The sequence below is a fragment of the Clostridium formicaceticum genome (genome assembly GCF_001854185.1).
Lineage (GTDB): Bacteria > Bacillota > Clostridia > Peptostreptococcales > Natronincolaceae > Andreesenella > Andreesenella formicacetica.
In genome coordinates this window covers 1,816,519-1,843,167 of sequence record NZ_CP017603.1, presented here as the reverse complement: position 1 = coordinate 1,843,167, position 26,649 = coordinate 1,816,519, and the positions used below count along the sequence as shown (strand labels likewise).

The following is a 26,649-nucleotide window of genomic DNA, read 5'->3' as shown; positions in this document are numbered from 1 at the left end:
GCTTTGCTTTTATGATTGAGGGTGGATTTTAGCGACTATATACCATAATATCCGATTAGCACATATTCCTGTGGAATATTATATTTCCTTTCCATCACTTCTCCTGCTGCCAACTCCCACTTACCTGTAATTCCTTCTTCTTCAGCTGCTTTTTGGAAATAGAGCATCACAATCCCTGAATCAATTCTCATACTTTGCTGTTGTTCTTTGCTCATGATGAGTAGTACTCGATCTCTATCTATAATAAAACGCCATGGTTGCTTGTTTCCCCAAGATGGTGCTAGCTTTGTATAATAAAATATATTGGTCATAGCACGGGTATCTAAGTACTCAATGCTGCAAGGATTTCCCCATTCTTCAAGGTATACTAAGTCCTTAATGCTCATTCTGCTAGGTTTTTGAGATGTATCCTTTTTAAAAATACCCGTATAAGGAACACCTATTGCAATAAAAGAAGTAATTACACCTGCTTCCTTAATCCCTAAAGTCTTTTTGACATCTTCTCCATCTTCCACATTCAGCCAACAAGTCCCCAACCCCAGCTCCCAAGCCTTTAAGCGCATCCACTCCATGATGTATCCGCTATTTTCCACAGCATAAGGATATGCTTCTGTTACTATCGCCATATAGTGTGGTGCCTCCATCATTTTACCATAATACCCTGCTTTTCCAGACAGCATCTTATAAGCTTCTTTACCATTCTCAATAAACATTATAGATACTTTGGCATCTTCTACAATACCCTTTATCCTATTGCCAGCCTCTATAACTTTTTGAATCAAGCTTTTGTCCACAGCTTCTTTTTTAAAGTCTCTTACTGTTTTCATTTCTTCTACTAAATTTGTAAACTTCATCTTTTTTGGCCTCCTCTTTATTTCTAATAATTTAAATTTATTATGTTTTTATATCTACCCAACTACTTTATGTTTTAAAAACAATATTTAATTTAATTATAGAAATATTTTTTCGGCCTCTCTTACACAATAAACCTTGTCTTACTTCCTCCTACCCCTTGCTCAATCTCCAGTCGTGTAGGGATTCTATCCTTCAACTCTTGAACATGGGAAATAATTCCCACCAACCGACCAGAATTTTGGAGTTCCAAAAGGCATTCTATCGCACTATCTAGAGATTTTGTGTCCAGTGTTCCAAACCCTTCATCAATAAACATCGTTTCAAGACTGATACCCCCAGCATAGGACTGTACTACATCTGCTAACCCTAGTGCTAAGGAAAGTGAGGCTTCAAATTTCTCTCCACCTGAAAGGGATTTGATATGCCTTGCCTTGCCTGTATAGTTATCAAAAACTTCTATCTCTAATCCGCTTTGGGCATTGCCCTTGCCTTTTTCTTTTATTCTACTCATTTCATACCTATTACCTGTCATTTTCCCCAACCTTAAGTTGGCTGCCTCAATAATATCGTCAAAATATGCTGCTAACACATAGCTTTCAAAGGTAATTTTTTCACGATTGTCTCCCCTTGCAACCTTTGCCAAGTCTCCAATCACGCTATAGTGTTTTTCTTGCTTTCCTATAGCATCATTAATCCTTTGAATATTCCTAGTGATATCAGCATTATGTTTTATTCGAGCGAAAACTTCAGTTCTTTTTGTGTTTAGATTATTTTTCTCCTCTTCTTTTTCTTTCAGAGTATTTTCAATTTCTTTTATGTCTACCACTTCTGAACCCTTAAGTGCTTCAATAATCTCTCTATACCGATCTTCATTAGACTTTACGCTTTCATTATATTCTTTAATTTTCTTATCCAACGCTTCTATTTCACCCTCTGTAAGTTTAGCAGAAAAATAATCCTCTTGATCCTTAAAACCTAGTGCTATGATTTCTTCTTCAAGTTTTTTCTGGAGCTCACTGCATTCTATCGTCATTTCCTTAAGATCATCTTCCTTGATAGACTTTTCTTTTAACAAACTTGTCTTTTTCTCCTTACACTGTTGAAAACCTTCCTTTGCATCTTGAAATGCCTTTTCCATCAGTTCATATTTATTTACCACAGCTGCTATCTTATCCTGTAGTTTTCGATGTGTTCTAATATCTTCTGGTAATTCCTTTTCTATGGTTTCAATGATGCTAATTTCCTTTTGTACCTCTCCATAGAGCTTCGTATGATTTTCGCTAATGATTTCCAACTGTTTTTCTTCTTCTTCTAATAATTCGTTCTTCTGCGCCAACTCTAGGGTTAAGACTTCTTCTCTTTTCTGCTGCTCCTCTAAAACCTTGCACTGTTGCCTTAGGAGGAGGATTTCTTCTCCCAATGCCTTTAGCTTGTCCTTTATAAAACTTGTCAGAGCTTCCTTTTCAAGTCCACTTATGTCTGACTCAATAATTTCTTGTATTTCCATCTTCATGCCATCTACTCGGTGTTTTTGTGCAGCACCTTTTGCCATCAACTGCTCCAACATTTCATAGCTTTTTCGATAGTTCTCATCCAGAAGCCTTAGAACTTCTTCCTCCTTCTGCAAAACCTCTTGTGTAGGTACATTTTCTATCATCTTAGCAGGGTTGGGGTGATGCTGGGATCCGCATACAGGACAAGGATGTGCTTTCTTTAATTCCTTAGCCAAGAATCCTGCATAACCTTTATAAAAGTTTTGTTGCATTTCCTGAAGTTTCACTTTCTGTTCTTGGTATTGCTGTTGATTTTTAGTTTTTTGCTTCATTTGCTCTTTGCACTGTTTTCTGATGGTATCTAGTTCCTCCAGCAGTGGTTGGAATTGATTCAATTTTTTATATAAAGTCTCTTTTTTTTCTAGATCCCTTACTAAAACGACAGAGGTCTTTGACGCCTTTCTAACTTCTTCTAACTGAAGATGCAATGACTTTATGTTATTTTTTACTGTTTCTACATCACGCTTTTTAGCGGCAACACTTGCAACCATTTTCTTCAAAGTATTTTGTAATCCATCATAATGATTCTTTTTATCTTCATAGCTCTTCACCTTATCTATGTAGCCTTTATAGATAACGGTTGTATTCATCAAGGCTTGCCTTTCTCCTTGTTTATTTTCTTCATCCAATAATTTTTTTTCAGCATCCTTCAAAGCCTCTTCAACCTCGTGCAGCGTTTTATGTAGACTTTCTATTTCCTTTTTCTTTCTTTCTGTCTTTTCTATATTACCTAAATAATTATCTTCTAAGCCCTTTAGACTTAAGGTTTTTCTACTCTTATTTACCTTCTCCTGGTATAGGTGAATCTCTTCTTTTTTTTCTTCTAACTGTTTTTTCTCCTCTTCGATCTCCGATTTTTTCTGAAACTTTTGATTATTCTCTGTCGCTTCATTAATATCCTTGCGTAGTCTATTGCAGACTTCCTCCAATATTTTCACTTTTCTTGCTAATACTTTTTCTTCTTCTTTATCCTGTTGCACTTGATTTTGCAATGCTTCTTCAAAGGCATGCATATTGGTTGTCTCACTAACAATCATTTGACTTAACGCTTCATTCTCCCCGACATATATATTTTTTATATTGGTTTTTCTCTCTTCTATTAACCGAGTGATCTCTGAAGTGACCTTTTTGGACATTTCATAAAGCTGATTCTGAATCTCTTTGAATACACTGGTACCAAAAATTTTCCTAAAAATCTCCTGTCTTTCTTTACTTCCCGCCAACAGTAACTCTCTAAATTCTCCTTGAGGGATCATAACAATTTGTCTAAACTGCTCATAAGTCAGGCCAATAACTTCTTTTATTTTATGATCTACCTCCAAAACCCCTGTATAGATTTTATTCTCTCCTATTATCTTTAGTTCTGCATCTGATTTTTGTTCTGTATATCCCTCACCTCTAGTTTTCTTCTTATATTGCTTTGGAATTCGTTTTATATAGTATTCTTTACCATGAAGTTGAAAGGTCAATTCTACATAGGTTAGAATATCCTCTTTGGCGAAGTCACTGCGGATGTGCTCTTGATCTCTATCAGAGCCACTGGTTTTACCATAAATAGCATAAGCAATACCATCAAATATTGTAGTTTTTCCAGCGCCTGTAGGTCCCGTTATAAGGAAAATATTTCTATCATTTAATTTCTTAAAATCTATGGTTTCAATATCAGCATAAGGGCCAAAGGCTGACATCGTAAGTTGAATAGGCCTCATCTCACTCACCCTTTTCCATTTTTTCTACTTCTTTTATCACTTCCAACATCACTTTTTCTTTTTCTTCCTCAAATTTTCTCCCAGTAATATTGACATAAAAATCTTGAAAAAGCGTCAGTTTACTTTTACTTTTATACCCTGCCCCAGCAGAAGTTTTTGATGATCTATTTTTCGTGGTCTTTACTTCTCTTTCTATAGATAGTATGTTGGGATATACACTTCTAAGTTTATTAATAGGGTCTATAAGTTCCCCTTCATCAGTTAAGATTACATGGAGATAATCTTCTGTATTGGTATCCTTATATACTTCTATATCTAACAATTTGTTTAATTCTCCCTTAATAATCCTCATATCCCTGCGAGGTATTAAGGACTTAAAAGTTATCGTAACTTCTCCTTTTTCCCCCAGTTCAACCAGCTTCACTCCCTTTCTATGCTTTACCTCCGAGAAAGAATATTTCAGTAATGAGCCAGCGTAACGGATGTGCTCTTCTCCTGATTTTTGAGGACCATGCAAATGCCCTAAAGCAGTATAATGAAAATTTTTAAAATGTTCATAAGTAATATACTCAGTCCCTCCAATGGATAAAGGTCTTTCTGAGGTACTTTCTTCTGGCGCTTGGCCTCCAACAACAAATCCATGAAAAACAGCAATGTTTCTTTCTCTTAGGTTTATTGTCTTATTGATCTCTTTTATAATCACCTTTGTAGCCTCATCGTGGGTCTTGATTTCTTCTTGATTAAAAATCTCTCTTACTTCAGCAGGATCTGCATAGGGAATAACATAGAAATTTACCGGCCCAAACGCATCCTCCAAAGTTAATTTTTCGATCTCTTTTTTTAATCTCCCTGCAATATGCAATCCATGATCTCTAAGAATTTTTCTTGCAAAACCCACCCGATCTCCACTATCATGATTTCCCGCTATCGCGATGATAGGCGTTTTGCACTCTAAAAGTATTTTATTAAATACATTGTCCAACAATTCTACAGCTTCCACGGGGGGGACACTTCTATCATAAATATCTCCCGCAATGATCACTACATCTGGTTTCTCGCGAGAAACTAGATCCACGAATTGGTTTAAAACATATTCTTGCTCCTTCGTCATATGTACATTATTTACGATTTTTCCTATATGCCAATCAGCAGTGTGAAGTATTTTCATCCTTTCATCCTTCTTTCTAGTATGTTACAATTCAAAAATCAAAGACACAATCACCCCTCCAAAATACACAACCGAGGTTTTCTTGTGTCTTTTTTATCATGTTACATAGCTTGTATTTCCTGTTTTTCCTTTTCTGTCAATATTTTTTCTAAGTCCAATAAGATAATGATTTTTTCATCCACCTTACCTATACCAATAATATACTGTCTCTCAATACCCGTCAAGAGCTCTGGAGGGTTTTCTATTTGTTTTTCATCCATCGTTAATACCTGCGAAGCATCATCTACAATAAATCCTACTTGCTTGTCCATTAAGTTGATGATAATAATTCTATTGCTTTCCTTTATTTCCTTCTCTTGCAAGTTAAACTTCTTTTTCAAACTAACGATTGGTGTTATATTACCTCTTAAATTAATAATACCTTCAATAAAATCAGGTACATTTGGAACGCTTGTAGCTTGTTTATACTCTGTGATTTCCTGTACGTGCTGGATGGCTACACCATATTCTTCACCACATAATTTAAAAATAACGTATTGTCTTTCTGCCATGACTAGCTTCCCTCCCCCTTTTATACAAATTATACCATAAATTGTTGGTTTCTCAATGATTTTTCAAAAAAATCAAGGGCATAAATTAAATTGTGAATTGGATTTTGTATCTCTTGCATAATTCATTTTAATGAGTCTTATCTTTATTAAGTGCTTATCAAAAAAACCCTTTATTTTTTCCCTTTTTTACAAAACCAATCCTTTTTTAAAGCTATATTCGTCTTTCTTGGGATGTAGTTATTTAGCTTTATTAGACCCTTCGAGCAAATTTCTATATTATTCCAAAATGGTTTTGTGCTAATAATAATTTTACATATTGCATTTTAACTGCACTATTCATAATTTATCTGGTTATTAAGAAGATATTATGCAATGTTTTAAAAAAAAATTTCATTTTTTCGAAAAATGTAATTGAATTTTTCAAAAGTTGCATATATAATAGTATATAAAGTTAATCATGTGGAATTTTGAAGGGGGTTATTTGCATGGAAAAAAAGTTTAAATTATTAGATACAACCTTAAGAGATGGAGAGCAAACTGCTGAAGTAGTATTTGCTAATGAAGAAAAGGTATTTATCGCCAAAATGCTAGATGAAATTGGTGTAGATCAAATAGAGGCCGGAATTCCTGTGATGGGAGAAGAAGAAAAGTCAGTCATCAAAAAAATTGTAAAAAGCAACTTAAAGGCTAGTATTATGGGGTGGAATAGAGCTGTCATTAAAGATATCGAAGCTTCTATCGACTGTGGTGTTGATGCTGTTGCTATATCTATTTCTACTTCTGATATTCATATTAAACATAAGCTGCACTCCACTAGAAGTAAGGTGCTAGAACAAATGGTAAAGGCAGCAGAATTTGCAAAGGCAAACGGCCTGTATGTATCTGTTAATGCCGAAGATGCTTCCCGTACGGATGAAGTTTTCCTAACAAGCTTTTTTAAAGCTGCCAAAGAGGCAGGAGCGGACAGAGTAAGATTTTGTGATACTGTAGGAATTTTAAATCCTATTAGCACCTACAATATTATCAAAAACCTTAAGGAAACAGTGGATATTGATATAGAAATGCATACCCATAACGACTTAGGTATGGCAACTGCTAATGCTATTGCTGGAGCTATGGCAGGAGCTAGTTATTTAGGCGTTACCGTTAACGGTTTAGGAGAGAGAGCGGGTAATGCTTCCCTAGAAGAAGTAATGCTTGCTTTAAAACATGGAATCAATGGGGACGTTGCGAATTACAACATGGGAAAATTAAAGGATTTATGTACTTATGTGGCGAAAGCCTCTAATAGAGAAATTCCTGCTTGGAAGGCCGTCGTAGGAGAAAAAATATTTTATCATGAGTCTGGTATCCACGCTGATGGTGCCCTTAAAAATCCTTTGACTTATGAAATCATCTGCCCCGATGAACTAGGCTTAGAAAGAAAAATCGTTATTGGAAAGCATTCTGGTACTGCTGCGATTAAGCATAAGCTATCGGCAGAAAACATTCATATAGATGACTTTACGGCTTATTGTTTATTAGAAAAAGTCAGAAATACAGCCACTGCTTTCAAGAGACCGTTGACAGATCAAGAACTTTTCAGCTTATATGAAGAAACAGTAAGGGAAGATAAACTAGCGCAAGAAGCTTAGATGACAAAATTAACGAGGTGATTACAATGGGAAAAAATTTAACTTATAAAATACTAGAAGATCATTTAATTTCTGGAACGTTGACCCCAGGAGAAGAAATAGCAATCAAAGTAGATCAAACCTTAACACAGGATTCTACAGGTACAATGGTCTACCTTCAACTAGAGGCTATGGGTATCAAGGAAATCAAAACAGAGTTATCTGTAGCCTATATTGATCATAATACTTTGCAAACTGGTTTTGAAAATGCCGATGATCATGAATTTATAAAAACTGTTGCTGAGAAGTATGGTGTTATTTTCTCTAAACCAGGAAATGGTATTTGTCATCAGCTGCATTTAGAAAACTTTTCTGTTCCTGGCAAAACACTTATTGGTTCAGATAGTCACACCCCCACCAGTGGAGGTATGGGGGTGCTGGCTATTGGTACAGGAGGCTTAGATGTAGCTGCTGGAATGGCCAGCGGTAAATATTATTTAAAAGCTCCTAAGGTAGTCAATATCCAATTGAAAGGAAGTCTGAATCCTTGGGTTTCTGCTAAAGATGTTATTCTCTATGTACTGAAAAAACTAACCGTAAAGGGCGGCGTTGGCAAGGTTATCGAATACTCTGGTGAAGGTGTAAAATCTCTTTCTTTAACAGATCGTGCCACCATTACCAACATGGGAGCAGAGCTGGGAGCAACCACTTCTATCTTCCCTAGTGACGAAATTACCCGAGCATTTTTAAAGGCCAATGGTAGAGAAGAGAGTTGGAAACCTCTAGCAGCTGATGAAGATGCTACTTATGATGAAATCATAGAAATTGATCTTTCTAACATCCCTACCTTGACAGCAAAGCCTCATAGTCCTGATAATGTAGATGCTGTAGACGCCGTGAAGGGATTAAAAATAGATCAAGTTTTAATTGGTAGCTGTACCAACTCCTCCTATAAGGACTTAATGAAGGCAGCAGCTATTTTAAAGGGCAAAAAAGTACACCCTGATGTAAGTTTAGGTATTTCTCCTGGCTCCAGCACCATCCTAAAAATGCTGGCGGACAATGGTGCCCTATCCACCTTTATTGCAGCCGGAGCTAGAATATTGGAATGCAGCTGTGGACCCTGTATTGGCATGGGGCAGTCTCCTAAGACAGATAGTGTTTCTTTAAGAACCTTTAATAGAAACTTTTGTGGTAGAAGTGGCACAAAAAGCGCAGATGTTTATTTAGTCAGCCCTGAGACTGCCGCTATCTCTGCTGTAAAGGGATATTTTGAAGATCCTGTCACTTTAGGAGAAGATATTATCATAGAAGAACCTACTACTTATGATATCAGTGACAATTACTTTGTCAGAGGGAAAAACATAGATGCTACTGTAGTGATGGGACCAAATATCAAACCCTTCCCTACAAAGGAAGCCTTAACGGATGGTTTAGAAGGTAAAGTAGTATTAAAAACTGGAGATAATATTACCACCGACGATATTATGCCTTCTAATGCCAAATTATTGCCTTATCGTTCTAATATTCCGCACCTTTCAAAGTTTTGCTTCCATGCGTTAGATGAAAAGCTATGGGAGAAATGTGAACTTTATGGCGGTGGTTTTATTATTGGTGGCGATAACTATGGGCAAGGTTCCAGTAGAGAGCACGCTGCCTTGGTTCCCCTTTATCTAGGCATTAAGGCGATTTTAGCTAAATCCTTTGCTAGAATTCATAAGGCTAACCTCATCAACAGCGGCATTATTCCTTTAGAGTTTGTTGATGCCAATGATTATGCATCTATAGGAGAAATGGACGAATTAGAAATCAAGGATGTAAAAACAGCTTTAATCAGCAAGGATATCATTGAAATTAACAATAAAACCAAAAACCTCACAATAAAAGCAAAGTTTGTAGGATCTCAACGAGATATAGATATTCTATTACTTGGAGGCTATTTAAACTATATTAAGATGAACTTGGGGGAATAAAAGATGAAGCACACAATTACACTCATACCAGGAGACGGTATTGGATTAGAAGTAACATCAGCGGTACAAAAGGTTATCGCTGCAACAAAAGTAGCTATCGATTGGGAAATTGTCAACGGTGGAGAAGAAGCTTATAAAGCTACTGGAAAATTTATTCCTGATGCACTTTTAGAAAGCATCTCTAAAAATAAAATTGCCTTCAAAGGGCCCATCACCACACCTATCGGTACAGGATTTAAAAGTATTAATGTTACGTTAAGACAGAAATACAATACCTATGCCAACGTAAGACCTGTTAAGACAATCCCAGGGATTAAAACCCCCTTTGAAAATGTAGATTTAGTCATTGTTCGTGAGAATTCTGAGGATTTATATAAAGGTATAGAGCATTTAGTGACAGACGGGGTTGCAGAGGCTATTAAAGTAATCACTGAAAAAGCTTCTACAAAAATCGGAGAATATGCCTTTGAATATGCTAAAAAATACAATAGAAAGAAAGTCACAGCTGTTCATAAGGCCAATATTATGAAAATATCTGATGGGTTATTCTTAGAATCCATCAGAAAAGTAGCTGAAAAATATCCAGAAATAGAATACGAAGAAGTAATCGTAGACAACATGTGTATGCAACTAGTGATGTATCCTGAAAACTATGATGTATTGGTTTTACCCAACCTTTATGGAGATATTGTCTCAGACTTAGCAGCTGGACTAGTAGGTGGACTAGGTTTAGTACCAGGAGCAAATATCGGTGAAGATATCGCCATCTTTGAAGCAGTTCACGGCAGTGCGCCAACAATTGCAGGTAAAAACATTGCTAACCCTACTGCCTGTATCCTATCTGCAGCTATGATGCTGGATTATATTGGAGAAACCAGCGCCGCAACCCTTGTTCGTGAAGCTGTAGCTGCTGTCATAAAGGAAGGAAAAGCTACTACGCAAGATATTGGCGGTACTGCTACAACAGAAGCAATTACAGAAGCAATTTGTAATTATATTACTTCAGCAAAATAATTAATACAAACTGCTATAAGGTACAATAATAAGAGGAATAGGATATATTACACATATATCCTATTCCTCTTTATTTTTCTTAGCACTGCAAGGGGTGCTGTGGCCAGGCCTCCTTGCTTATACTTTAAACTTCGGTACAATTTGTTGTAACTCTTCTGCCATATGGGCTAGATTTTCTGAAGAAGTTTTGATTCCCTTTATATGTTTCAATTCATCTTGAGCAGATGTAGCTATATTTTGCATGCTATAGGACAATTCTTTAGCAATGGTTTCCAGCTGATTTACAGAACTACTGACTTCCTTTGCCCCCATAGACATTTCATCCGACACACTGGCTAAATCTTTTATTTCCTTTGTTACACCCTTTACAGAAGTTAGAATATCAATAAACACTTTATTCACATCCTCTATTACATTTTTTCCTATTTCTACCCGCTCTTTACTGGTGTTGATGGATTGAACAGCTCCTTGTGTATTTTTACCAATGTTTCCTACCAATTGACTGATTTTTTCTGTAGCTCTTAATGTCTGTTCCGAAAGTTTCCTTATTTCATCCGCCACTACAGCAAAGCCTTTTCCCGCTTCCCCTGCCCTCGCTGCTTCAATAGCAGCATTTAAAGCCAGTAGGTTGGTCTGATCTGATATATTGGATATGATCTGAAGAATATCTCTAATTTTCTCTGAATCCTTTTGCAAGGCTTGAATGGCTTCAGCTGTTGTAGTGGTACTGGCATGAATATTGCTGATTTGTTCAATAGCACTATGTACCGCTCTATTTCCTTCCTCTGCCTTTTCTGTCATACGATTAGAAGACGCTAGAACAGTTGATGAAGTATCAGCTACCTGTTTAATTCCCCTTACCATCTCTTCTAAATTACTGGAACTTTCTTTGGTTTTCTCTAATTGATGATCTGATCCAGAAGCAACTTCTTCAATAGCTGTTGTCACTTTATTCACCAATTGGCTTGTTTCCTCAGAGCTCTTTGATAATTCTTCAGAAGAAATCTCTAGTTCTTCACTTGCTTGTACAATTTTTACAAATATATTTCTCATAGATTGTTGCATTGCGTCAATCCCTCTAGACATGTCCCCTATTTCATCCTTCATGCTCAAGTACTCCTCTGGCACATCTATACTGAAGTCTCCACTGGCAATTAGCTTTGCATGTATCGTTGTAGCTTCTAAGCCATTGGTTATTTCTTTTGACAGATATAAGCCGCTAACAATTCCATACAAAGGAAATAATCCTATAATACTAAATATAATTTCTTTAAGATTGCTGACATTTTTATAAGAAAGGAAACCTATCAGTAGCAAGGGAAAAAAGCTTACAACAACAAAAACTACTAATATTTTATTTCTTAGTTTTAAGTTTTTCATCATAGATTTGTACACTCCTTTATTGACAGTCCTATTTTTAAAGTAAAGATAGTATGAGATTTACACTCTGATAAATCAATCCACCTACAAAAATTGCCGTGAAAATGGTGAGAAAACTAATCAGCATTGCAACTTTCAAATGAAATTCCTTTACTAAAACACCAAACACAGATAGACAAGGAAGGTAAAACAAAGCTACCACGGCACCAACCACCATCTGTAATGTACTTAAGTTCAACTCCAGCAAAGGAAGCACCGCTAACTCTCTTCTAATGATCCCTAGAATTAAGGCTATACTAGCTTCAGGAGGCAACCCCAACCATCCAACAACCAAGGGTTGAACCAGTTTGCCAATGGAATTTAGCATACCTGTTTCCACGATAACAGCAGCTAATCCTACAGCTAAGATCATTGGAAGTTCTGCCTCCACCATGAAACTACGCACCCTAAGCCAAATTTTTTTAAATAATGCTTGTTCATTTGGCATGAGTAAGCTAGGTATTTCCAATAGCATGGGACTTACTTCTCCTTCTAAGGTTTTGTTTAAAAGGACGCCCCCTAAAAGAATAAAGCCAAAGGAAATAAAATAAACCAACACAATAGCCAGCATTGAATGATTTCCTAAAAGAGCAATAAATGCACCGGTTTGCGCAATGCAGGGAACCGCCAGTGTTACAAGGGTTGAAATAATTAATCGTTCCTTATGAGAGGTAGCTGCTCTTGAACCTAATATAGCTGGTATAGCACAACCATATCCCATGATAAAGGGTACAATACTACTCCCTTGAATACCGATACGGCTTAATAAGCCATCTACAATTACCCCTAAATGTGGTAGGTATCCACTATCCTCTAAAACCGATAAAATTCCATAAAATAATACTACATAGGGTAAAATCAAAGCAAAGGGCCATTCAATTCCTTTAATTAGCATACCATACTCTCCAATTAACACATTTAGAAGGATTCCTTCCGGAAGTATTCTTGACACCACCGTTGAAATAAAAGGAACATACCAATTGTTTAAAACAGGCAGTAGAATCAGGGCTCTTAAAGCCTTACCTCCTCCTACCACAATCGCTAAACAAGTAAATAAAACAAGAACCGCAATTGGAAGTCCAGGGAAAAAATTCAAAGATAAATCACTAAATTTATCCAATAGAGAAGGTGCTGCCTTATCCGAGCTTACCTGCACTTTTTCAGCAATACTGCAGGCTTTTTCCCACCCTTCTTCTGGCGTAAGGGCTTTATAAGGTTTTATATTTTTTTCTTGATGAGCAATCTCCCAGGTTTTATTTAAAACCTCCTTTAATCCAATGTTTCTAGTAGCAATTGTAGATATAACTGGTGCATTTAATTCCTTCTCCAAAGCCTTAATATCGATGAAAATACTTTTGGTTTCAGCAATGTCCAATAGGTTTAATACAAACACAACTGGAACTTCATATTCCATCACTTGATAAGCAAAATGAATGCTTCGTTCTAAATAGGTGGCATCTAATACACAAATAACAACCTGTGCTCCTCCTTCCTTCAGCATCCTCACTGCAACCTTCTCAGCAGGAGACATGGCCTCAAGGGAATAAGTTCCTGGTACATCTATCAAAATTCCTTTCTTCCCTTGATGGTTTATTTTACCCTGCGCATAATCAACAGTAGTTCCTGCATAATTAGCCGTCATCACCTGCATACCGGTTAATTTAGAAAAAATGACACTTTTTCCTACATTAGGGTTTCCCATCAACAAAATCTTTAATTCCTCTTCTGTTGCTGAATACACTAAACTGCCGTTGGTATCATGGCATCCCACTCAACTCACCTCTTTTTCTTAATTCTTATAAATTTGATAATGCTATGTCGAAATTCAATGATATTGATTTTCATTATCTTTATATAATTTTAACGCTATATGAAAAATTTGTCAATTTTTTTGTTAATTTTTAGATTATTGTAATAAGATTCTTCAAAAAAAGATAAAAGACTATTGAAGCAAAAACTTCAATAGTCTTTTTTGTTTCCTCCTCTGTTTCCTTTTCTATCATGAAATAAGACTTATTATTATTCTTTCACTAAATTTCTTCCAAACTCCCTGCATTTTTCCAGTTCTTCGTCTCCAGGGGTTAAATTCACGATTAATCCTGGCGCTAGAAGATTGGCACCATATTGTTTCATTCTCACTTCCCAGTCTTGCATCCACTCACCATCGCCCCAATCATAGGAGCCAAAAAGTCCCATAGGTTTGCCTTGAATCTCTGGCTTTTCCAAAGAGGCAACAAAAGGTTCCATTTCTGTCTCCTCTAGAACTTCTGCTCCCATTGAAGGGCATCCTAAAGCAACAACATCTGCACTGAAAACATCCTCTACCGTGGCTTTACCAACTTCCGTCAGTTTTACTTCTACCCCATCAGCCTTTGCTCCCTCAGCAATTGCCTCAGCCATCATTTCTGTATTTCCTGTTGCACTCCAGTAGATAATTGTAACTTTTTTCATGATAATCTCTCCTCCTTATATTATATAAACAAACTTTATCATTTGAAAATTGACGTAATCAAGTCTTCATTGTTTTAGATAAAAAGATAGAATAAACCTATCTATTTGATTCTTGCTACTACTTAAATAACCTCTAGCATAAGCACATCCTATACTTTTATAGTTCGTAGAGACCTTTAAAACTTAAGCAGACTGTATAATTTCCTGTGGATGATTTATTTCAAGTAGTCTTTTAACTTTTTCCTTTGCAGCTAATATTTTCATATACTTTTCATCAGATAATCTAGGATCTCCATAAATCCTCCACCCCTTTACTTTTGTTAACTTTAAGGAGGGATGGCCTATAAAACCTATTACATCTTTTAGTGGATAACCTAAGAAAACACCAATTTCATGAGGCATTACTCCATTTTCCATTTTCTTTATTAAGCAGTCCAAATAGGTATTTATATTATATTCATAGGGGTAGCCCTGTTCCTTTAAAAATTTAATGTTCTTAAATTCCTTCAGTGTACTGTCCAGTACTTCAAGATTATAAAACAATATCTTTTTACAGCCTTTATCTGTCTGAAACTCCCTATAGTAAACTTTAGAGCTGTTATCAAATACCTTTTTTATTTTTTCTCTTCTCTCTATACCCATCTTATCATTTTCAGGAAAACTCATAATTTCTGATGGTTTTGCCCCCAGCAATACTGGTGCCAGCAATTCTACAATCCATTTCATAAAAGTATCTTGATTGGTTTTATTCAAACAATAACAGTGGCTTTTGTTGGTTTCCATCCTATCACCCCACTTATTCTGATAAAAATTTTTGATCCTATTGCATTTTATGTAACAAAACGAATGTTTGTGAAATAAATCGTTTCAATATAATGATTATCATTTTCAATTAAAGTGGAAATTTTTTTCTGCTTCTTAACTTTGCAGACTACATAATTTGCATCCACTGCAATTATTTAATTGTTTTACAAGGTCGCTACATGCTCTTCTAGAGAAAACGCAGGGAATATTATTTTGTTTTGCTTTTTCCTTCACAATTTTGGTGATATTATGTTCAATGAAATCATAAAAAACAATAATCATATCTGTTTCTGTGGGAATCTCAAAGTTTCTCATGCCTTTTTTTCTCCCCGTCCAATGTATGTAATCTCTTATTCCATACTCCATCAAGGTATTTGGAATATTTCCAAGTCGATCTGCTCCAATCAATAAAGCTGTCATTTGCTTACCTCCTTCACATAACTTCGCTTCCTTAAACGATAACGATAATGATAATTATTATCATTATTATATTCTATTTTATACCATCTGTCAATCCTTTATCAGATTTTTTATCGTATTTATTATGAAAAATATTTTTTGAAAATATAAATATTTTATGATATATTTAGAACATTACCAGTATACTTACTTTAAGGGGTCAACTTGTTTCAGCAAGTTGAAACATCAGGGGCTCAGATGAAGAGTCTGCTCTAAATTGAAATTCAGGTATACAGGCATATCTATAAAGGAAGGTGTTGAAATGAAGGAAGTAAAAAATCGATTATTAGGTGTAGGTGCTGTTATAAGTGCTATTCTTTCTAGTTTGTGCTGAACAGCCCCTATTTTATTAATGTCGCTCGGGTTAAGCGGCATCGGTTTATCTTATATCTCCTTTCTTTTACCTTATCAAAGCTATTTTAAAGTTTTCGCTGTGATTTCCCTATTGATCTCTCATTACCGTTTGGCAAATTCTTCTGTCAGTAAAAAAACAGAAATCTTCATATGGGTTGTTACGACTATTGTAATTGCTTCTTTCTTATCTCCTATAGCACTACGTTTTCTAAGATAGGGCAAAAAAGTTATAAAGACTACTCCCCCAAGTAAGTAGTCTTTATAACTTTTTTAAAGTCTTTACGACTTTTACTAGCTTTTCATTTAAATTCATTATATTGCATTGTTCCTATTGCGTCAATTTCATTTGCAAAAGTATACAATATTCTTACAAACCGTGAACCTCATAGCTTGGATTACTTTATTTGCTCTATAGGATACACGTTTTCTCCTTTATCTATTTCATGACCATAGATATACATCAAGAGGGCTTGCCCTTTCCCCACGGACAAGCAGCAAGACATTTTCCGCAATTTCCAACGCCATGTTCTTTCTTCACCTGTTGAAAATAAGCATTACACGCTTCTGGATTCAGCATAACACTTAAAGGATTTTCCTGATGAAACTTCTTACCTTTGATGGCCTTTGGTGGGCAGGCATCCTGGCAAGCAGTACAATTTCCGCATCGATTGCTGACGGGTTCATTACATTCTAAAGGTGCATCTGTTAACACCGTAACCAACCTCAGTCTAGGTCCAACCTTCTCATTTACTAAGCAACAGGATTTTCCAATCCAACCTAACCCTGCCAACGATGCAGCAAGCCTATGTGAAAAGGCACTCTTACATGGATCCTTTAAAAGCTGTTGGGAAGCAGGTATAGGCATAGCCTCATAACCAGCTTTATAGAGGAAGTTGCAGACAAATAGTCCTAACTCATCGAGCTTACTATTTACTACACTGTAATAATGGGAATATATTTGCTGTGGCCCTTGTTCTAGTAACGCTATGATCTTTGCTGGTAGAAATATCCCCATGGAAACTGCCCTAGGAAAAACCGAAAAGGCTTTATCATAATTTTTCTCCATATAGGACTGGGCCCCAGTAAGGTCAGCTATACCAAATAAATCTGCCCCTAAACTAGCAGTTTTTTCTTTTAATTCTTCCCTTAAGGAAATCATCTTCTCCCCCACGTAAAATCCCCCCCTTTTTTTTTTACCAAATATTTTACCGAGTCAGAAACTCCCATTTCTATAGCAGGTCTTGAAGTAGATAAAAATCGTACAATCCCTGACTTTCTCACTTTAGCTGGGAGAGTTCACTATTTTAGCATTACCCTTTAACATCGAGAGCAATTCTTCTTCTGCTTCGTCTAAGTTGTTAGGTATATTCATATTATATCCTTTTCTTCTGAGGCGAGTAAATAGCTCCAAAAGAATTGGAGGCTCTAAATTTGCCTCCTTTAGAACATCTACTTGTACAAAAACTTCTTGAGGTGTACCTCTCACAAGGATCTTTCCGTCCTTCAAAATATAAATAGCATCTGCTAAAGCAGGCACCACATTGATATCATGTGTGGTAACCACCAACGTTACACCATGCTTCTTATTAAGCTGATTAATAATAGATACCATTTCTCCTTTGGATTTTGGATCTAGAGAATCAAAGGGCTCATCCATAATCAGTATTTTCGGCATCATCACCATGGCTCCAGCTAAAGCAACTTTCTTTTTTTGACCTCCACTAAGATAATGAGGGATTTTATTCAATAATTCTTCAATTTTCAATGTTTTTGCAACTGCCATTACCTTTTTGTGTGTTTCCTCCTTGGATAAACCTTCATTGCGAGGCGTAAAAGCGATATCATCATAAACCCTAGGACCGATAATTTGTTCATCTACATTTTGAAATACAACACCTATATTTTTTCTGATGGTATTAAAGTTCTTATAGGGAGCTAGACCCATTACCTCCACTTTTCCCTCTACAGGAGAAAGCAATCCTAGTATGTGGGATAGCAAAGTAGTTTTACCTGCCCCATTAGGCCCTAGAATAACAACTCTTTCCCCCTGATTTACAAGAAAGTCCAATCCGCATAAATTTACTTCAGTTTTATCAGGATAAACGTGTTTTAAACACTGCACCCTTATTATATTTTCCATGGAATCACCGTCCCAACTAAAATGACTATACCAAAAATAATAATACCAACATCAATAGCTTTTAGAGGAAATATCTCCGTATTCAAAGGAATTCCTCCTTTATATCCTCGAAGAGCATATATTTTATACATTCTTTCACTCATTTCAAAGGAATGAATGACCAAAACCCCTAAGATACCTGCAGCACTTTTAAGGTTCATCCATAGATTAAAGGGTCTATAGCCACCCCTTAGTCTTATGCTTTTCATTGAATTTTGGATCTTATGAATCAATATGAAAAAAGAGCGATAAGTAAACATAAAGATGTCCACCAATAAGCTCGACATAAATAAAGATAAGAATGCGAATATATCTATATAAGGCGTGGTTGTAATTAATAAAAGCATCGTAAAGGCTGATCCCACCGCCTTCATGATTACTATAACGCCTAACTTCCATGACTGCTGCGCACTTATGAATGCAAAAATAGTACTAAAGAAAGCAGGATAAATTGCTAAGTGCATAACCTGTTTGAGAGGGATACGCCCCAAAATAAAGAGGAGAAAAAGGATGACCATAAGGCATCCTAATCTCACAAAATCATTAGAAATGATAAAGCTGGATAACAAGAAGAAGGTTAAAGCAATTTTGGATACAGTTCCTGCTCGATGCAGAAGACTATCTCCATTATTAGATATTTGATCAATGTCAGCTAGATGCATGTTGTTTACCTTCCTTTTATATGTCTATGTCTTGTGGCGGCAGAATAAGATCTGGTCTAACCTTTAAGAAGTATCTTATGATAAGCGCTGTTCCTAATGATTCTAAAAGTATGCCTGCTGATAAAATAAGAAAAACAGCTCGCCATCCTGTAAAAACTAAATATTTTATCTTTGTCACTTCCTCCTGAAGTTCTCCATGATGGTGCTCATCATACTCTTCTTCTACATAGTGCTCCTCTTGATGATGCTCTTCTCCATGGTGGTGGGGCAGGGCTTCTGTTAAACCTGCTGTCATGCCCACTACCCCTACCATTAAAGTAGTAGAAACCAACAGAGCTATGACGGTAGCGATCACTGTTCCCATCACCTTATGTAATCTCTGGGTAAAGTATTTAAACAAATAAAATCCTATAAATACTTCCGAGCCAATGATTAAGGTATTTAAACCAACAATGGTTATCCCTCCATGACCAAAAAAGGCTAATATGATATTCACAACAAATACTGCGAGAAAGCCTAGCTTAGGTCCTATCAAAATTCCTGTCAACACCGCAAGACTTAAATGTACTGGCACGATCACCAAAGGCACTGACATGCCCAGCAGCATAATCGCTGCAGCTATACCGGTAAAGGGAATTTTTTTTCTGACTTCTTCCTTATCCATACTCTTCAAAATCCAGAGCATGGTCATCAAGGTTAAAAAATAGCCCGATACCCACCAAGGGGCTGAAATAATTCCATCTGGCATATGAATATGACTCATGCTATCCTCTCCTTTTACATAATATTTAAAGTTTTATCTATGTTTCATCATTTTGCATATAAACGCTACTTATATTTATATTCTATATTGTTACCAGTTTTATGTCAATTAATTCCATCACACCTGCTTTTTTCCGCAAGATAGTCCTGAAATTAGCAATTTTGGACTCTTTGAAATAAACAGCATAGATCATATAAAATAAAGAGAATAGCTCTAGCTATTCTCTTTATTTTATATGATCTATCTTTAATTTATTGAGCCATGAACATCTCTACATCAGAGTCTACAGTATCTATTCCTGCAATGCCAAAGGTATCTACTAAGACTTTTGCAACATTTGGAGATAAGAATGCTGGTAATGTTGGTCCAAGGTGAATATTCTTAACACCTAGATGCAGTAGAGCTAAAAGTACAATCACTGCCTTCTGCTCATACCAAGCAATATTGTAAGCAACTGGCAGCTGGTTTATATCATCAAGACCAAAAACTTCTTTTAGCTTAAGGGCAATAACTGCTAATGAATAAGAATCGTTACACTGTCCAGCATCAAGCACCCTTGGAATCCCGCCTATATCTCCTAATGGAAGTTTATTATATCTGTACTTAGCACATCCTGCCGTTAAGATTACAGTATTTTTTCGAAGCTTTTCGGCAAACGCTGTATAGTATTCTCTTGATTTCATTCTTCCATCACAACCAGCCATGACAAAGAACTTTTTAATAGCACCTGGTTTAACAGCATCCACAACTTTATCTGCAAGGGTCATAACTTGTGCATGAGCAAATCCCCCAACAATACTGCCGGTTTCGATTTCAGTTGGAGCCTTAAGATTTTTAGCCATTTCTATAATTGGCCCAAAATCCTTCTTACCGTTGCTGTCTTTTTCAATGTGGGTACATCCCGGATAGCCTGCAGCACCTGATGTAAATATCCTGTTTCTTACTTCTTCACTTTTAGGAGGTACGATACAGTTAGTGGTAAAAAGAATGGGTCCATTGAATGACTCAAATTCTCCTACTTGCTTCCACCATGCATTACCATAGTTTCCTACAAAGTGATCATATTTTTTAAAGGCTGGATAGTAATGAGCTGGCAGCATTTCACTGTGGGTATAAACGTCTACGCCTGTCCCCTTTGTTTGTTCTAACAACTGTTCTAAATCCGTCAAGTCATGGCCTGATATAAGAATTCCTGGATTGTTTCTTACGCCGATATTGACCTGAGTTACTTCTGGATTTCCATATTTTGAAGTGTTGGCTTCATCCAAAAGTGCCATAGCAGTAACGCCAAGTTCTCCTGTCTTTAAGGTTAATGTAACTAAATCATTGACTTTTAAATCATCATTTATTGTCGCTGCCAGTCCTTCATATATAAATTTGTAGATTTCTAAATTTTCTTTCTCAAGATTTAAAGCATGATGCGTATAAGCTGCCATTCCCTTAATCCCATAGGTGATAAGTTCTCTTAGAGATCGAATGTCTTCATCCTTCATTGACAAAACCCCTGCTTCTGAAGCTTTTTTAAGCATTTCCGCTCTAGAAAAAACTTGAAAATTGCTAGCTTCGCTAAAAGTCATTCCAGAAATCTTATTTTTTAGACCATCCCTAATTTTCATCATTTTGGTGATTTGATTTTCAATCGCTTCTTCATCAAAGTTGGCATTTGTAATCGTGATAAAAAGGCTCTTGAGCACTTCATGGTTTATATCACCAAGAGATTGGACATCTAATTTACCTTTTACAACGATTTCAGAAATTCCTTTCAAAGTATAAATTAACAAATCCTGTAGCTTTGCCACTTCTTCATTTTTACCGCAAACCCCTTTAATCTGACAGCCTGTCCCCTTAGCTGTTTCTTGACATTGATAACAAAACATACTCATAAAATTCCCCCTAAAATATAATAGATTGGTTTTCAGGCTCATATCTGTAAAAGCAGCCTTTAGCCTTATAAATTATATACCTCTTAATCGCTTATATAATCACCCATATCTTTAAAGAGTGTAAAAAGTTTTGAAAATTATAAGAAAGTAGATTTTAATATAAACTTAAAATCTACTTTCTTTATATATATACTATATTTTAGCAAGTGGACATCTTAGCAATACACCGAAGGGTAAAGCTTTTTATATAAGCAGTGCCTTCACTGACTTATTTTATAACCTGCACTTCGTAGCCCTGCTCCTCCAACTGACTAATTTTCTTACCCAGTTTATTCCTATTCACAAAAAAGGTGGTAACAACATTTCCTTCTGCGGTTAATTTTTCTGTAAGATCAATGACTTCCTTCAACTGCTGCTCCTCTGTAAACATAAGAGCAACCTTCTTTTCATTTGTAGGAATCTTAAAATTTCTTTCCTTTAAAATCGTTATAATCCTTTCAAAACCAATAGAAAAACCAACAGCAGGTATGCTATCCTTCTGGAACTTGCTTAGTAAGTTGTCGTAGCGTCCTCCACCGGCGATAGAACCTTTAAAATCCTCGCTAACAATTTCAAAAATAGGCCCTGTGTAATAACCCATACCACGTACTAGAGTTGGTTCAAACGCAATAGGATAATATGCTGAAACAATATCTACAGCTTTTTGTAATTCCCTGGCATGCTCATTATCAAAATCTCCTATATGGGTGTTTAGTAGTTCCAAGAGCTTATGAATTTTTACCTCCTCGTAAGCTTTTTCTAGCAACTCTTGGGTTACTCCCTCTTTACCTACCTTGTCCATTTTGTCCAGTGTAATACATATCGTATCAAAGTCTTCCTCCTCAAATCCAGCCTTTACAACAATATCCTTTAGAAGACGGCGATCATTGATTTTGATAGTGAAATTTTTAAAGCCGAGTTCATGTAAAGCCTTTGGGATGGTTAACAGTAAATCTATTTCAGCATAAATGCTTTTTTCACCAATAATATCAATATCACACTGTGTAAATTGACGAAACCTTCCTTTTTGTGGTCTCTCTGCCCGCCACACATAACCCATCTGGAATGCCTTAAAGGGTGTAGGTAATTCATTACGATTGTTTGCATAAAATCTGCTCAATGGCAGCGTTAGATCAAATCTTAAACCCAAATCACATAGAGCATTTTCAGATAGCTCTTCAAAGGTAAGCTTGTCTCCACGTTTTAGTATTTTAAATAACAAGCGTAAATTCTCTCCACCCTCACTATGATTTAAAAGCTCCAGGTTTTCAATGCAGGGTGTCTCCATCTGCAGATAGCCTCTTTGGCGATAAATTCTTTTAATGGTATCCTGAACCCAATTTCTTAGCTCCATATCTTCCGGCAAAACATCAAAAGTACCTCTTACAGGATTTGAATTAAATTTCAATGCTATATCCTCCTCTATCTTAAAATTTCATTTAAATTTATGTATAAAATCTTATTTCTTTTATTTCTCAATCCATAGGTTTCTATACATTGGTTTTATTCTTTCTATAAGACATTTCTATAGAAACTAGTATAACAAAGATAATTTCATAGAACAACTGCTTTGTTATTTTTTAGCAATAACGCAACAAAGGTATTTATAGCTATGTTTTTCGTGCTTTGTCAGGGTTAAAGGCGTATAACTATAGAATGATTTCATCCGTATACTATTTTCTTTAACTATGTTATAATTTTGCTATTCATAATAGGAAGTTTGGAGGTATATATTTTGGTAGAGCGTTTTGGAAAAAAACCCCCTTTTAAGTCTATCATTTATTTATATAAAATTTTTATGATTCTGTTGTCCTTAACTATTGTGTTTTTATCTGTTTGGGACTTAGTTTTTCCCTTTAGTGAGGCAACTGAATTACTAGTTAGCAGAATTGATTGGTTGATTTGCGGCGTTTTTGCAACGGACTTATTGGTTCATTTAAAGCTAGCAAAAGATAAAAAGAAATTTATCAAGACCAGTATTATAGAAATCATTGTAATTACTCCCTTTACAATTTTTTTGAAACTACCTGGTTTTTTCAGGAACTTTAAGTTTTTCCAAAAGAAAACAATAAGTCCTTCATTTACTTTATCCCCTGGTAGCAGAACTATTCTTGATAAAGTTAACTTATTACTATCACAAAAATTTATTATAAGATCTATTGCTTTTATTATGAAACCCAGCGTAGCTAGAGTAGCAAAATTCTTTAACTTATCCAGGAATTACTTCGATAAGACTAAAAAAAGTCAGTGAACTCCTTACAGTAAGCTAAAACATCGGGGAATCGGGTGGAGCGTCTACTCCACCTAATTTAAAAATCCCACATAATTATTGAATATTTCATCATTCCCTTCACTATATATAATAATGAAACTTAATTCAGTGGGAGTTTTTACTCCCTCTCAATTGTAGCCAAATTTATTTCGAGGATATAATGCTTAATCTCCCACTTACATAAATAGATAACCTAAATCCTTAGTTTGATGTTAGTCACTTAGTTTGTTCACCTGGAAGTGGGCGTCTTAGTAATACATCGAAGGATAAATACAAAAGTAGCATTAGATAGCTTTATTCAATAAAAAAGTGAGGGAAAATCATGATCCAAAACTTTATAAAAAAAGCCAAAAAAAAATATTTCAAAAAAGATAAATCCATCATTTTTATTATTCTTCCTCAATGGCTATTTCTTGCACTATCTATTGCTATTGTGGGCTTAGCCTTCTCCTTTGTTCATCAAACCATTACTTCTATTTCTAATAAGAATGTACTGCTCCAAAGCACAGTTGTTATCGATGCTGGTCATGGCGGAATTGACGGAGGCACATACGATAAACATTTAATGCTGTTAGAAAAAGATATTAATCTTGATGTAGCGCTAAAAATTCAAAAAATTTTACAGCGCAACGACATCACTGCAGTTGTAACAAGGGAAAAAGATGTTTCTTTAGAAGAAAAAAGCAATCTAAAATCTACAAGACATGCGAGGGACTTGGACGCTAGAAGACAAATTATTGATGGCAGTAGAGGAAGCTTATTTGTTAGTATTCATGTTGATGCTCAGCCAAAAAATTTAAATACCAGGGGTGTAAAGATTTTTTATAATAAAAATTCAGAGGAAAGCAAAAAAATTGCTGAAGAAATAAAAAAATCTGTTGATTTTATTGTTTATGATGAATTTTTAGATAGTTCCTCTATGAAAGCAGAAATCGCACCGGGTAATTTCTATGTTTTAAGAGCCACGAAAACCCCTGGGGTATTGGTAGAAATAGGCTATATCACGAATCTTGAGGATAAGAAGCTGTTGCAGCAGGAAACCTATAAAAAACATATTGCCTTGGCTGTCAGTGATGGTATCATAAGGTACTTATTCAAGACTGGAGATTATTTTTAACTTCAGTCATTTTTTATATCTTCTAAGGCATTCATCTCTATTACTTGTGAAATGGTTACAAAGCTATATCCCCTGTTTTTTAATTCTGGCAAAATTTCTTTTAATGCCTCTAGGGTTTGACTTTCTCCCTCAACATAATCATGTAGTAAAATGATATCTCCATTCTGGGTTTTCGTAAGAACTGTTTCTATAATTTTATATATACCAGGATTGCTCCAATCCTTAGAATCTTGGTGGGTTGACCATAATATAATCTTACAGCCTGCTTCTCTGGCAATTCCTACAGTAGCCTCATTGTAAAAGCCAAAGGGAGGTCGAAAAAACTGAGGTTTCACACCAGTCAGAGAAAATACAGCCCTTTGAGTTTTTTCAAACTCTTCTTCAATTTTTTCTTTAGAGCTTTCCCTCACATTGATGTGGCTATAAGTATGGTTTCCGATCTCATGACCTTCTGCTATCATTCTTTTTACTGTCTCTGGATATCTCTCTACATGCTTCCCTAAAACAAAAAAAGTGGCCTTGATATCATATTCCTTTAATAGATCTAAAATTTTCGGCGTATATCTGGGGTGTGGACCATCATCGAAGGTTAATGCTACAATTTTTTGATCCGTTGGCCCATTCCATACTATTTCAGAACCATACTCCACCTTATCACTATTTATCTGTCTAGTTAATACCATTCTATAAATGAATAATCCCATAAAAACAATCATGATACTGCAAGTCACCGCTAAATAATCGACTTTTAATTTCTTTTTCATAGGTCACCTCTTATTTATTAAAATAATGGAGGTGATACTTAGCTGTTATCATCTCCATAAGAAATATATGCTACTTAAAAAAGGTTTTATTACCATTACTCCTTTTCTTTTTAAGTTAATATCTTTTCTCCAGCTATCTTTATGGCGATTGTCTCTATAGATGCTGTCACCTATTTTATTCTTTCTTCATAAAATAATTCTAGGTGTATATTTTAGAAAAGATCATAGGAGGTGTACTTTTTTGGTTGATTATTTGTCACAGTATAATATTATTTATATTGGATTAATTGCCAGCTTGGCTGCAGGCTTATGTACAGGGGTAGGAGCGCTACCAATTTTTTTTACGAAAAATGTCTCCCATAGGACGTTGGATACCATGTTGGGATTTGCTGCAGGTGTTATGCTAGCAGCAACATCCTTTAGCTTAATTGTTCCTGCTATAGAGTACGCCGGCGAAGGAATTCACGGGGCCGGTATAGCTGTTGTAGGCATCTTAGCTGGAGGAATCTTTCTGGATTTAATGGATCATTTTGCTCCCCATAGCCATGTCTTAAAGCTTGGAAAAAAAGGAGAAAAGAATAATTTAACAAGGGTATGGCTTTTTGTCATTGCTATAACCCTTCATAATTTCCCCGAAGGTTTAGCAGTAGGAGTTGGTTTTGGTAACGGCAACGTTGGAAATGGCTTAGCTATTGCTATTGCCATCGGTCTGCAAAATATTCCTGAAGGCCTGGCAGTTGCTTTGGCGTTGATCCGCGAAAAATATAGCACCACAAAAGCTTTTTTTATTGCCCTTGCCACCGGCTTAGTAGAACCCATAGGTGGCGTGATCGGCGTTGGTTTGGTGCATATAATACAACCTATTCTTCCCTATGCCCTCACTTTTGCTGCTGGTGCTATGCTGTACGTGATTTGTGACGAAATTATTCCTGAAACACAAAAACATGGCTATGAGAGGTATGCAACTTATGGACTTTTGATAGGATTTGTTTTAATGATGTTTTTAGATATTGCCTTAGGTTAATTAATTTTATTTTGTATAAAAAA

At 35.8% G+C, this 26,649-nt stretch carries 22 protein-coding genes; 6 read left to right on the top strand and 16 right to left on the bottom strand.

Features of this window, described 5'->3' with window-relative positions; genetic code table 11:
• Positions 1-35: 35 nt before the first annotated feature.
• From BJL90_RS08405 to BJL90_RS08390, 4 genes are all read right to left on the bottom strand, one after another.
• Complete coding sequence (locus BJL90_RS08405; protein WP_070966510.1) at positions 36-854, bottom strand: nitroreductase family protein; 819 nt, start codon at positions 852-854, stop codon at positions 36-38.
• A 122-nt stretch (positions 855-976) separates the two neighbouring features.
• A complete protein-coding gene (locus BJL90_RS08400) occupies positions 977-4,117 on the bottom strand; it encodes an SbcC/MukB-like Walker B domain-containing protein (protein ID WP_070966508.1) in 3,141 nt (1,046 codons plus the stop codon).
• A 1-nt stretch (position 4,118) separates the two neighbouring features.
• The gene (locus BJL90_RS08395; protein WP_070966506.1) at positions 4,119-5,285 is read right to left on the bottom strand and encodes an exonuclease SbcCD subunit D; all 1,167 of its coding nucleotides are present in this window, start codon (positions 5,283-5,285) and stop codon (positions 4,119-4,121) included.
• A 101-nt stretch (positions 5,286-5,386) separates the two neighbouring features.
• A complete protein-coding gene (locus BJL90_RS08390) occupies positions 5,387-5,836 on the bottom strand; it encodes a chemotaxis protein CheW (protein WP_070966503.1) in 450 nt (149 codons plus the stop codon).
• A 485-nt stretch (positions 5,837-6,321) separates the two neighbouring features.
• On the opposite strand from BJL90_RS08390, the gene nifV reads away from it, so the two are divergent.
• The 3 genes from nifV to BJL90_RS08375 are packed head-to-tail and all read left to right on the top strand — an operon-like array spanning position 6,322 to position 10,436.
• Positions 6,322-7,470 (top strand): homocitrate synthase, encoded by a 1,149-nt coding sequence (nifV, locus tag BJL90_RS08385; protein ID WP_070966502.1) that lies wholly within the window; start codon positions 6,322-6,324, stop codon positions 7,468-7,470.
• A gap of 26 nt (positions 7,471-7,496) precedes the next feature.
• Complete coding sequence (locus BJL90_RS08380; RefSeq protein WP_070966500.1) at positions 7,497-9,422, top strand: aconitate hydratase; 1,926 nt, start codon at positions 7,497-7,499, stop codon at positions 9,420-9,422.
• 3 nt (positions 9,423-9,425) lie between these two features.
• Positions 9,426-10,436, top strand: coding sequence for an isocitrate dehydrogenase (NAD(+)) (locus BJL90_RS08375; RefSeq protein WP_070966498.1), 1,011 nt, complete (start codon positions 9,426-9,428; stop codon positions 10,434-10,436).
• 117 nt (positions 10,437-10,553) lie between these two features.
• On the opposite strand, the gene BJL90_RS08370 is transcribed toward BJL90_RS08375, so the two are convergent.
• The 11 genes from BJL90_RS08370 to hisS all read right to left on the bottom strand — a co-directional run bounded on the left by BJL90_RS08370 (position 10,554) and on the right by hisS (position 22,857).
• Positions 10,554-11,819, bottom strand: a complete 1,266-nt coding sequence (locus tag BJL90_RS08370) for a methyl-accepting chemotaxis protein (RefSeq protein ID WP_070966493.1) — start codon at positions 11,817-11,819, stop codon at positions 10,554-10,556.
• Between the two features lie 34 nt (positions 11,820-11,853).
• A complete protein-coding gene (locus BJL90_RS08365) occupies positions 11,854-13,626 on the bottom strand; it encodes a ferrous iron transporter B (RefSeq protein WP_070966490.1) in 1,773 nt (590 codons plus the stop codon).
• A gap of 248 nt (positions 13,627-13,874) precedes the next feature.
• Positions 13,875-14,306, bottom strand: a complete 432-nt coding sequence (locus BJL90_RS08360) for a flavodoxin (RefSeq protein ID WP_070966487.1) — start codon at positions 14,304-14,306, stop codon at positions 13,875-13,877.
• A 183-nt stretch (positions 14,307-14,489) separates the two neighbouring features.
• Complete coding sequence (locus BJL90_RS08355) at positions 14,490-15,089, bottom strand: DUF3793 family protein (protein WP_070966484.1); 600 nt, start codon at positions 15,087-15,089, stop codon at positions 14,490-14,492.
• A 135-nt stretch (positions 15,090-15,224) separates the two neighbouring features.
• Positions 15,225-15,530, bottom strand: coding sequence for a DUF2325 domain-containing protein (locus BJL90_RS08350; protein ID WP_070966481.1), 306 nt, complete (start codon positions 15,528-15,530; stop codon positions 15,225-15,227).
• Between the two features lie 853 nt (positions 15,531-16,383).
• Positions 16,384-17,094, bottom strand: coding sequence for an epoxyqueuosine reductase (locus BJL90_RS08345; protein WP_081561904.1), 711 nt, complete (start codon positions 17,092-17,094; stop codon positions 16,384-16,386).
• 111 nt (positions 17,095-17,205) lie between these two features.
• On the bottom strand, positions 17,206-18,063 hold the full coding sequence (locus BJL90_RS08340) for an energy-coupling factor ABC transporter ATP-binding protein (RefSeq protein ID WP_070966477.1): 858 nt from the start codon (positions 18,061-18,063) through the stop codon (positions 17,206-17,208).
• Positions 18,051-18,764, bottom strand: coding sequence for an energy-coupling factor transporter transmembrane component T family protein (locus BJL90_RS08335; RefSeq protein ID WP_070966474.1), 714 nt, complete (start codon positions 18,762-18,764; stop codon positions 18,051-18,053). Before BJL90_RS08335 ends, BJL90_RS08340 begins: the two co-directional genes overlap by 13 nt.
• A 16-nt stretch (positions 18,765-18,780) precedes the next feature.
• Positions 18,781-19,527, bottom strand: coding sequence for an energy-coupling factor ABC transporter permease (locus BJL90_RS08330; protein ID WP_070966472.1), 747 nt, complete (start codon positions 19,525-19,527; stop codon positions 18,781-18,783).
• A gap of 251 nt (positions 19,528-19,778) precedes the next feature.
• Positions 19,779-21,410, bottom strand: a complete 1,632-nt coding sequence (gene hcp / locus BJL90_RS08325) for a hydroxylamine reductase (protein ID WP_070966470.1) — start codon at positions 21,408-21,410, stop codon at positions 19,779-19,781.
• Between the two features lie 268 nt (positions 21,411-21,678).
• Complete coding sequence (hisS, locus tag BJL90_RS08320; protein ID WP_335617831.1) at positions 21,679-22,857, bottom strand: histidine--tRNA ligase; 1,179 nt, start codon at positions 22,855-22,857, stop codon at positions 21,679-21,681.
• A gap of 327 nt (positions 22,858-23,184) precedes the next feature.
• On the opposite strand from hisS, the gene BJL90_RS08315 reads away from it, so the two are divergent.
• Together BJL90_RS08315 and BJL90_RS08310 are read left to right on the top strand one after the other, a co-directional pair.
• Positions 23,185-23,700, top strand: a complete 516-nt coding sequence (locus BJL90_RS08315; RefSeq protein ID WP_070966459.1) for a hypothetical protein — start codon at positions 23,185-23,187, stop codon at positions 23,698-23,700.
• 343 nt (positions 23,701-24,043) lie between these two features.
• Positions 24,044-24,838, top strand: coding sequence for an N-acetylmuramoyl-L-alanine amidase family protein (locus BJL90_RS08310; protein WP_070966457.1), 795 nt, complete (start codon positions 24,044-24,046; stop codon positions 24,836-24,838).
• Between the two features lie 2 nt (positions 24,839-24,840).
• On the opposite strand, the gene BJL90_RS08305 is transcribed toward BJL90_RS08310, so the two are convergent.
• Positions 24,841-25,602, bottom strand: coding sequence for a polysaccharide deacetylase family protein (locus tag BJL90_RS08305; protein WP_070966455.1), 762 nt, complete (start codon positions 25,600-25,602; stop codon positions 24,841-24,843).
• Positions 25,603-25,843: 241 nt separating this feature from the next.
• Between BJL90_RS08305 and BJL90_RS08300 the strand changes: the two genes are divergently transcribed.
• Positions 25,844-26,626 carry a ZIP family metal transporter gene (locus tag BJL90_RS08300; RefSeq protein ID WP_070966447.1) on the top strand — a complete coding sequence of 261 codons (783 nt, stop codon included), beginning with the start codon at positions 25,844-25,846 and terminating at the stop codon, positions 26,624-26,626.
• Positions 26,627-26,649 lie beyond the last annotated feature (23 nt).

Excerpts from the sequence above, each read along its gene's own strand:
- BJL90_RS08405 (WP_070966510.1), bottom strand. The coding sequence starts at position 854 with ATGAAGTTTACAAATTTAGTAGAAGAAATGAAAACAGTAAGAGACTTT.
- BJL90_RS08400 (WP_070966508.1), bottom strand. The coding sequence starts at position 4,117 with ATGAGGCCTATTCAACTTACGATGTCAGCCTTTGGCCCTTATGCTGAT.
- BJL90_RS08395 (WP_070966506.1), bottom strand. The coding sequence starts at position 5,285 with ATGAAAATACTTCACACTGCTGATTGGCATATAGGAAAAATCGTAAAT.
- BJL90_RS08390 (WP_070966503.1), bottom strand. The coding sequence starts at position 5,836 with ATGGCAGAAAGACAATACGTTATTTTTAAATTATGTGGTGAAGAATAT.
- nifV (WP_070966502.1), top strand. The coding sequence starts at position 6,322 with ATGGAAAAAAAGTTTAAATTATTAGATACAACCTTAAGAGATGGAGAG.
- BJL90_RS08380 (WP_070966500.1), top strand. The coding sequence starts at position 7,497 with ATGGGAAAAAATTTAACTTATAAAATACTAGAAGATCATTTAATTTCT.
- BJL90_RS08375 (WP_070966498.1), top strand. The coding sequence starts at position 9,426 with ATGAAGCACACAATTACACTCATACCAGGAGACGGTATTGGATTAGAA.
- BJL90_RS08370 (WP_070966493.1), bottom strand. The coding sequence starts at position 11,819 with ATGATGAAAAACTTAAAACTAAGAAATAAAATATTAGTAGTTTTTGTT.
- BJL90_RS08360 (WP_070966487.1), bottom strand. The coding sequence starts at position 14,306 with ATGAAAAAAGTTACAATTATCTACTGGAGTGCAACAGGAAATACAGAA.
- BJL90_RS08355 (WP_070966484.1), bottom strand. The coding sequence starts at position 15,089 with ATGGAAACCAACAAAAGCCACTGTTATTGTTTGAATAAAACCAATCAA.
- BJL90_RS08350 (WP_070966481.1), bottom strand. The coding sequence starts at position 15,530 with ATGACAGCTTTATTGATTGGAGCAGATCGACTTGGAAATATTCCAAAT.
- BJL90_RS08340 (WP_070966477.1), bottom strand. The coding sequence starts at position 18,063 with ATGGAAAATATAATAAGGGTGCAGTGTTTAAAACACGTTTATCCTGAT.
- BJL90_RS08335 (WP_070966474.1), bottom strand. The coding sequence starts at position 18,764 with ATGCATCTAGCTGACATTGATCAAATATCTAATAATGGAGATAGTCTT.
- BJL90_RS08330 (WP_070966472.1), bottom strand. The coding sequence starts at position 19,527 with ATGAGTCATATTCATATGCCAGATGGAATTATTTCAGCCCCTTGGTGG.
- hcp (WP_070966470.1), bottom strand. The coding sequence starts at position 21,410 with ATGAGTATGTTTTGTTATCAATGTCAAGAAACAGCTAAGGGGACAGGC.
- BJL90_RS08310 (WP_070966457.1), top strand. The coding sequence starts at position 24,044 with ATGATCCAAAACTTTATAAAAAAAGCCAAAAAAAAATATTTCAAAAAA.
- BJL90_RS08305 (WP_070966455.1), bottom strand. The coding sequence starts at position 25,602 with ATGAAAAAGAAATTAAAAGTCGATTATTTAGCGGTGACTTGCAGTATC.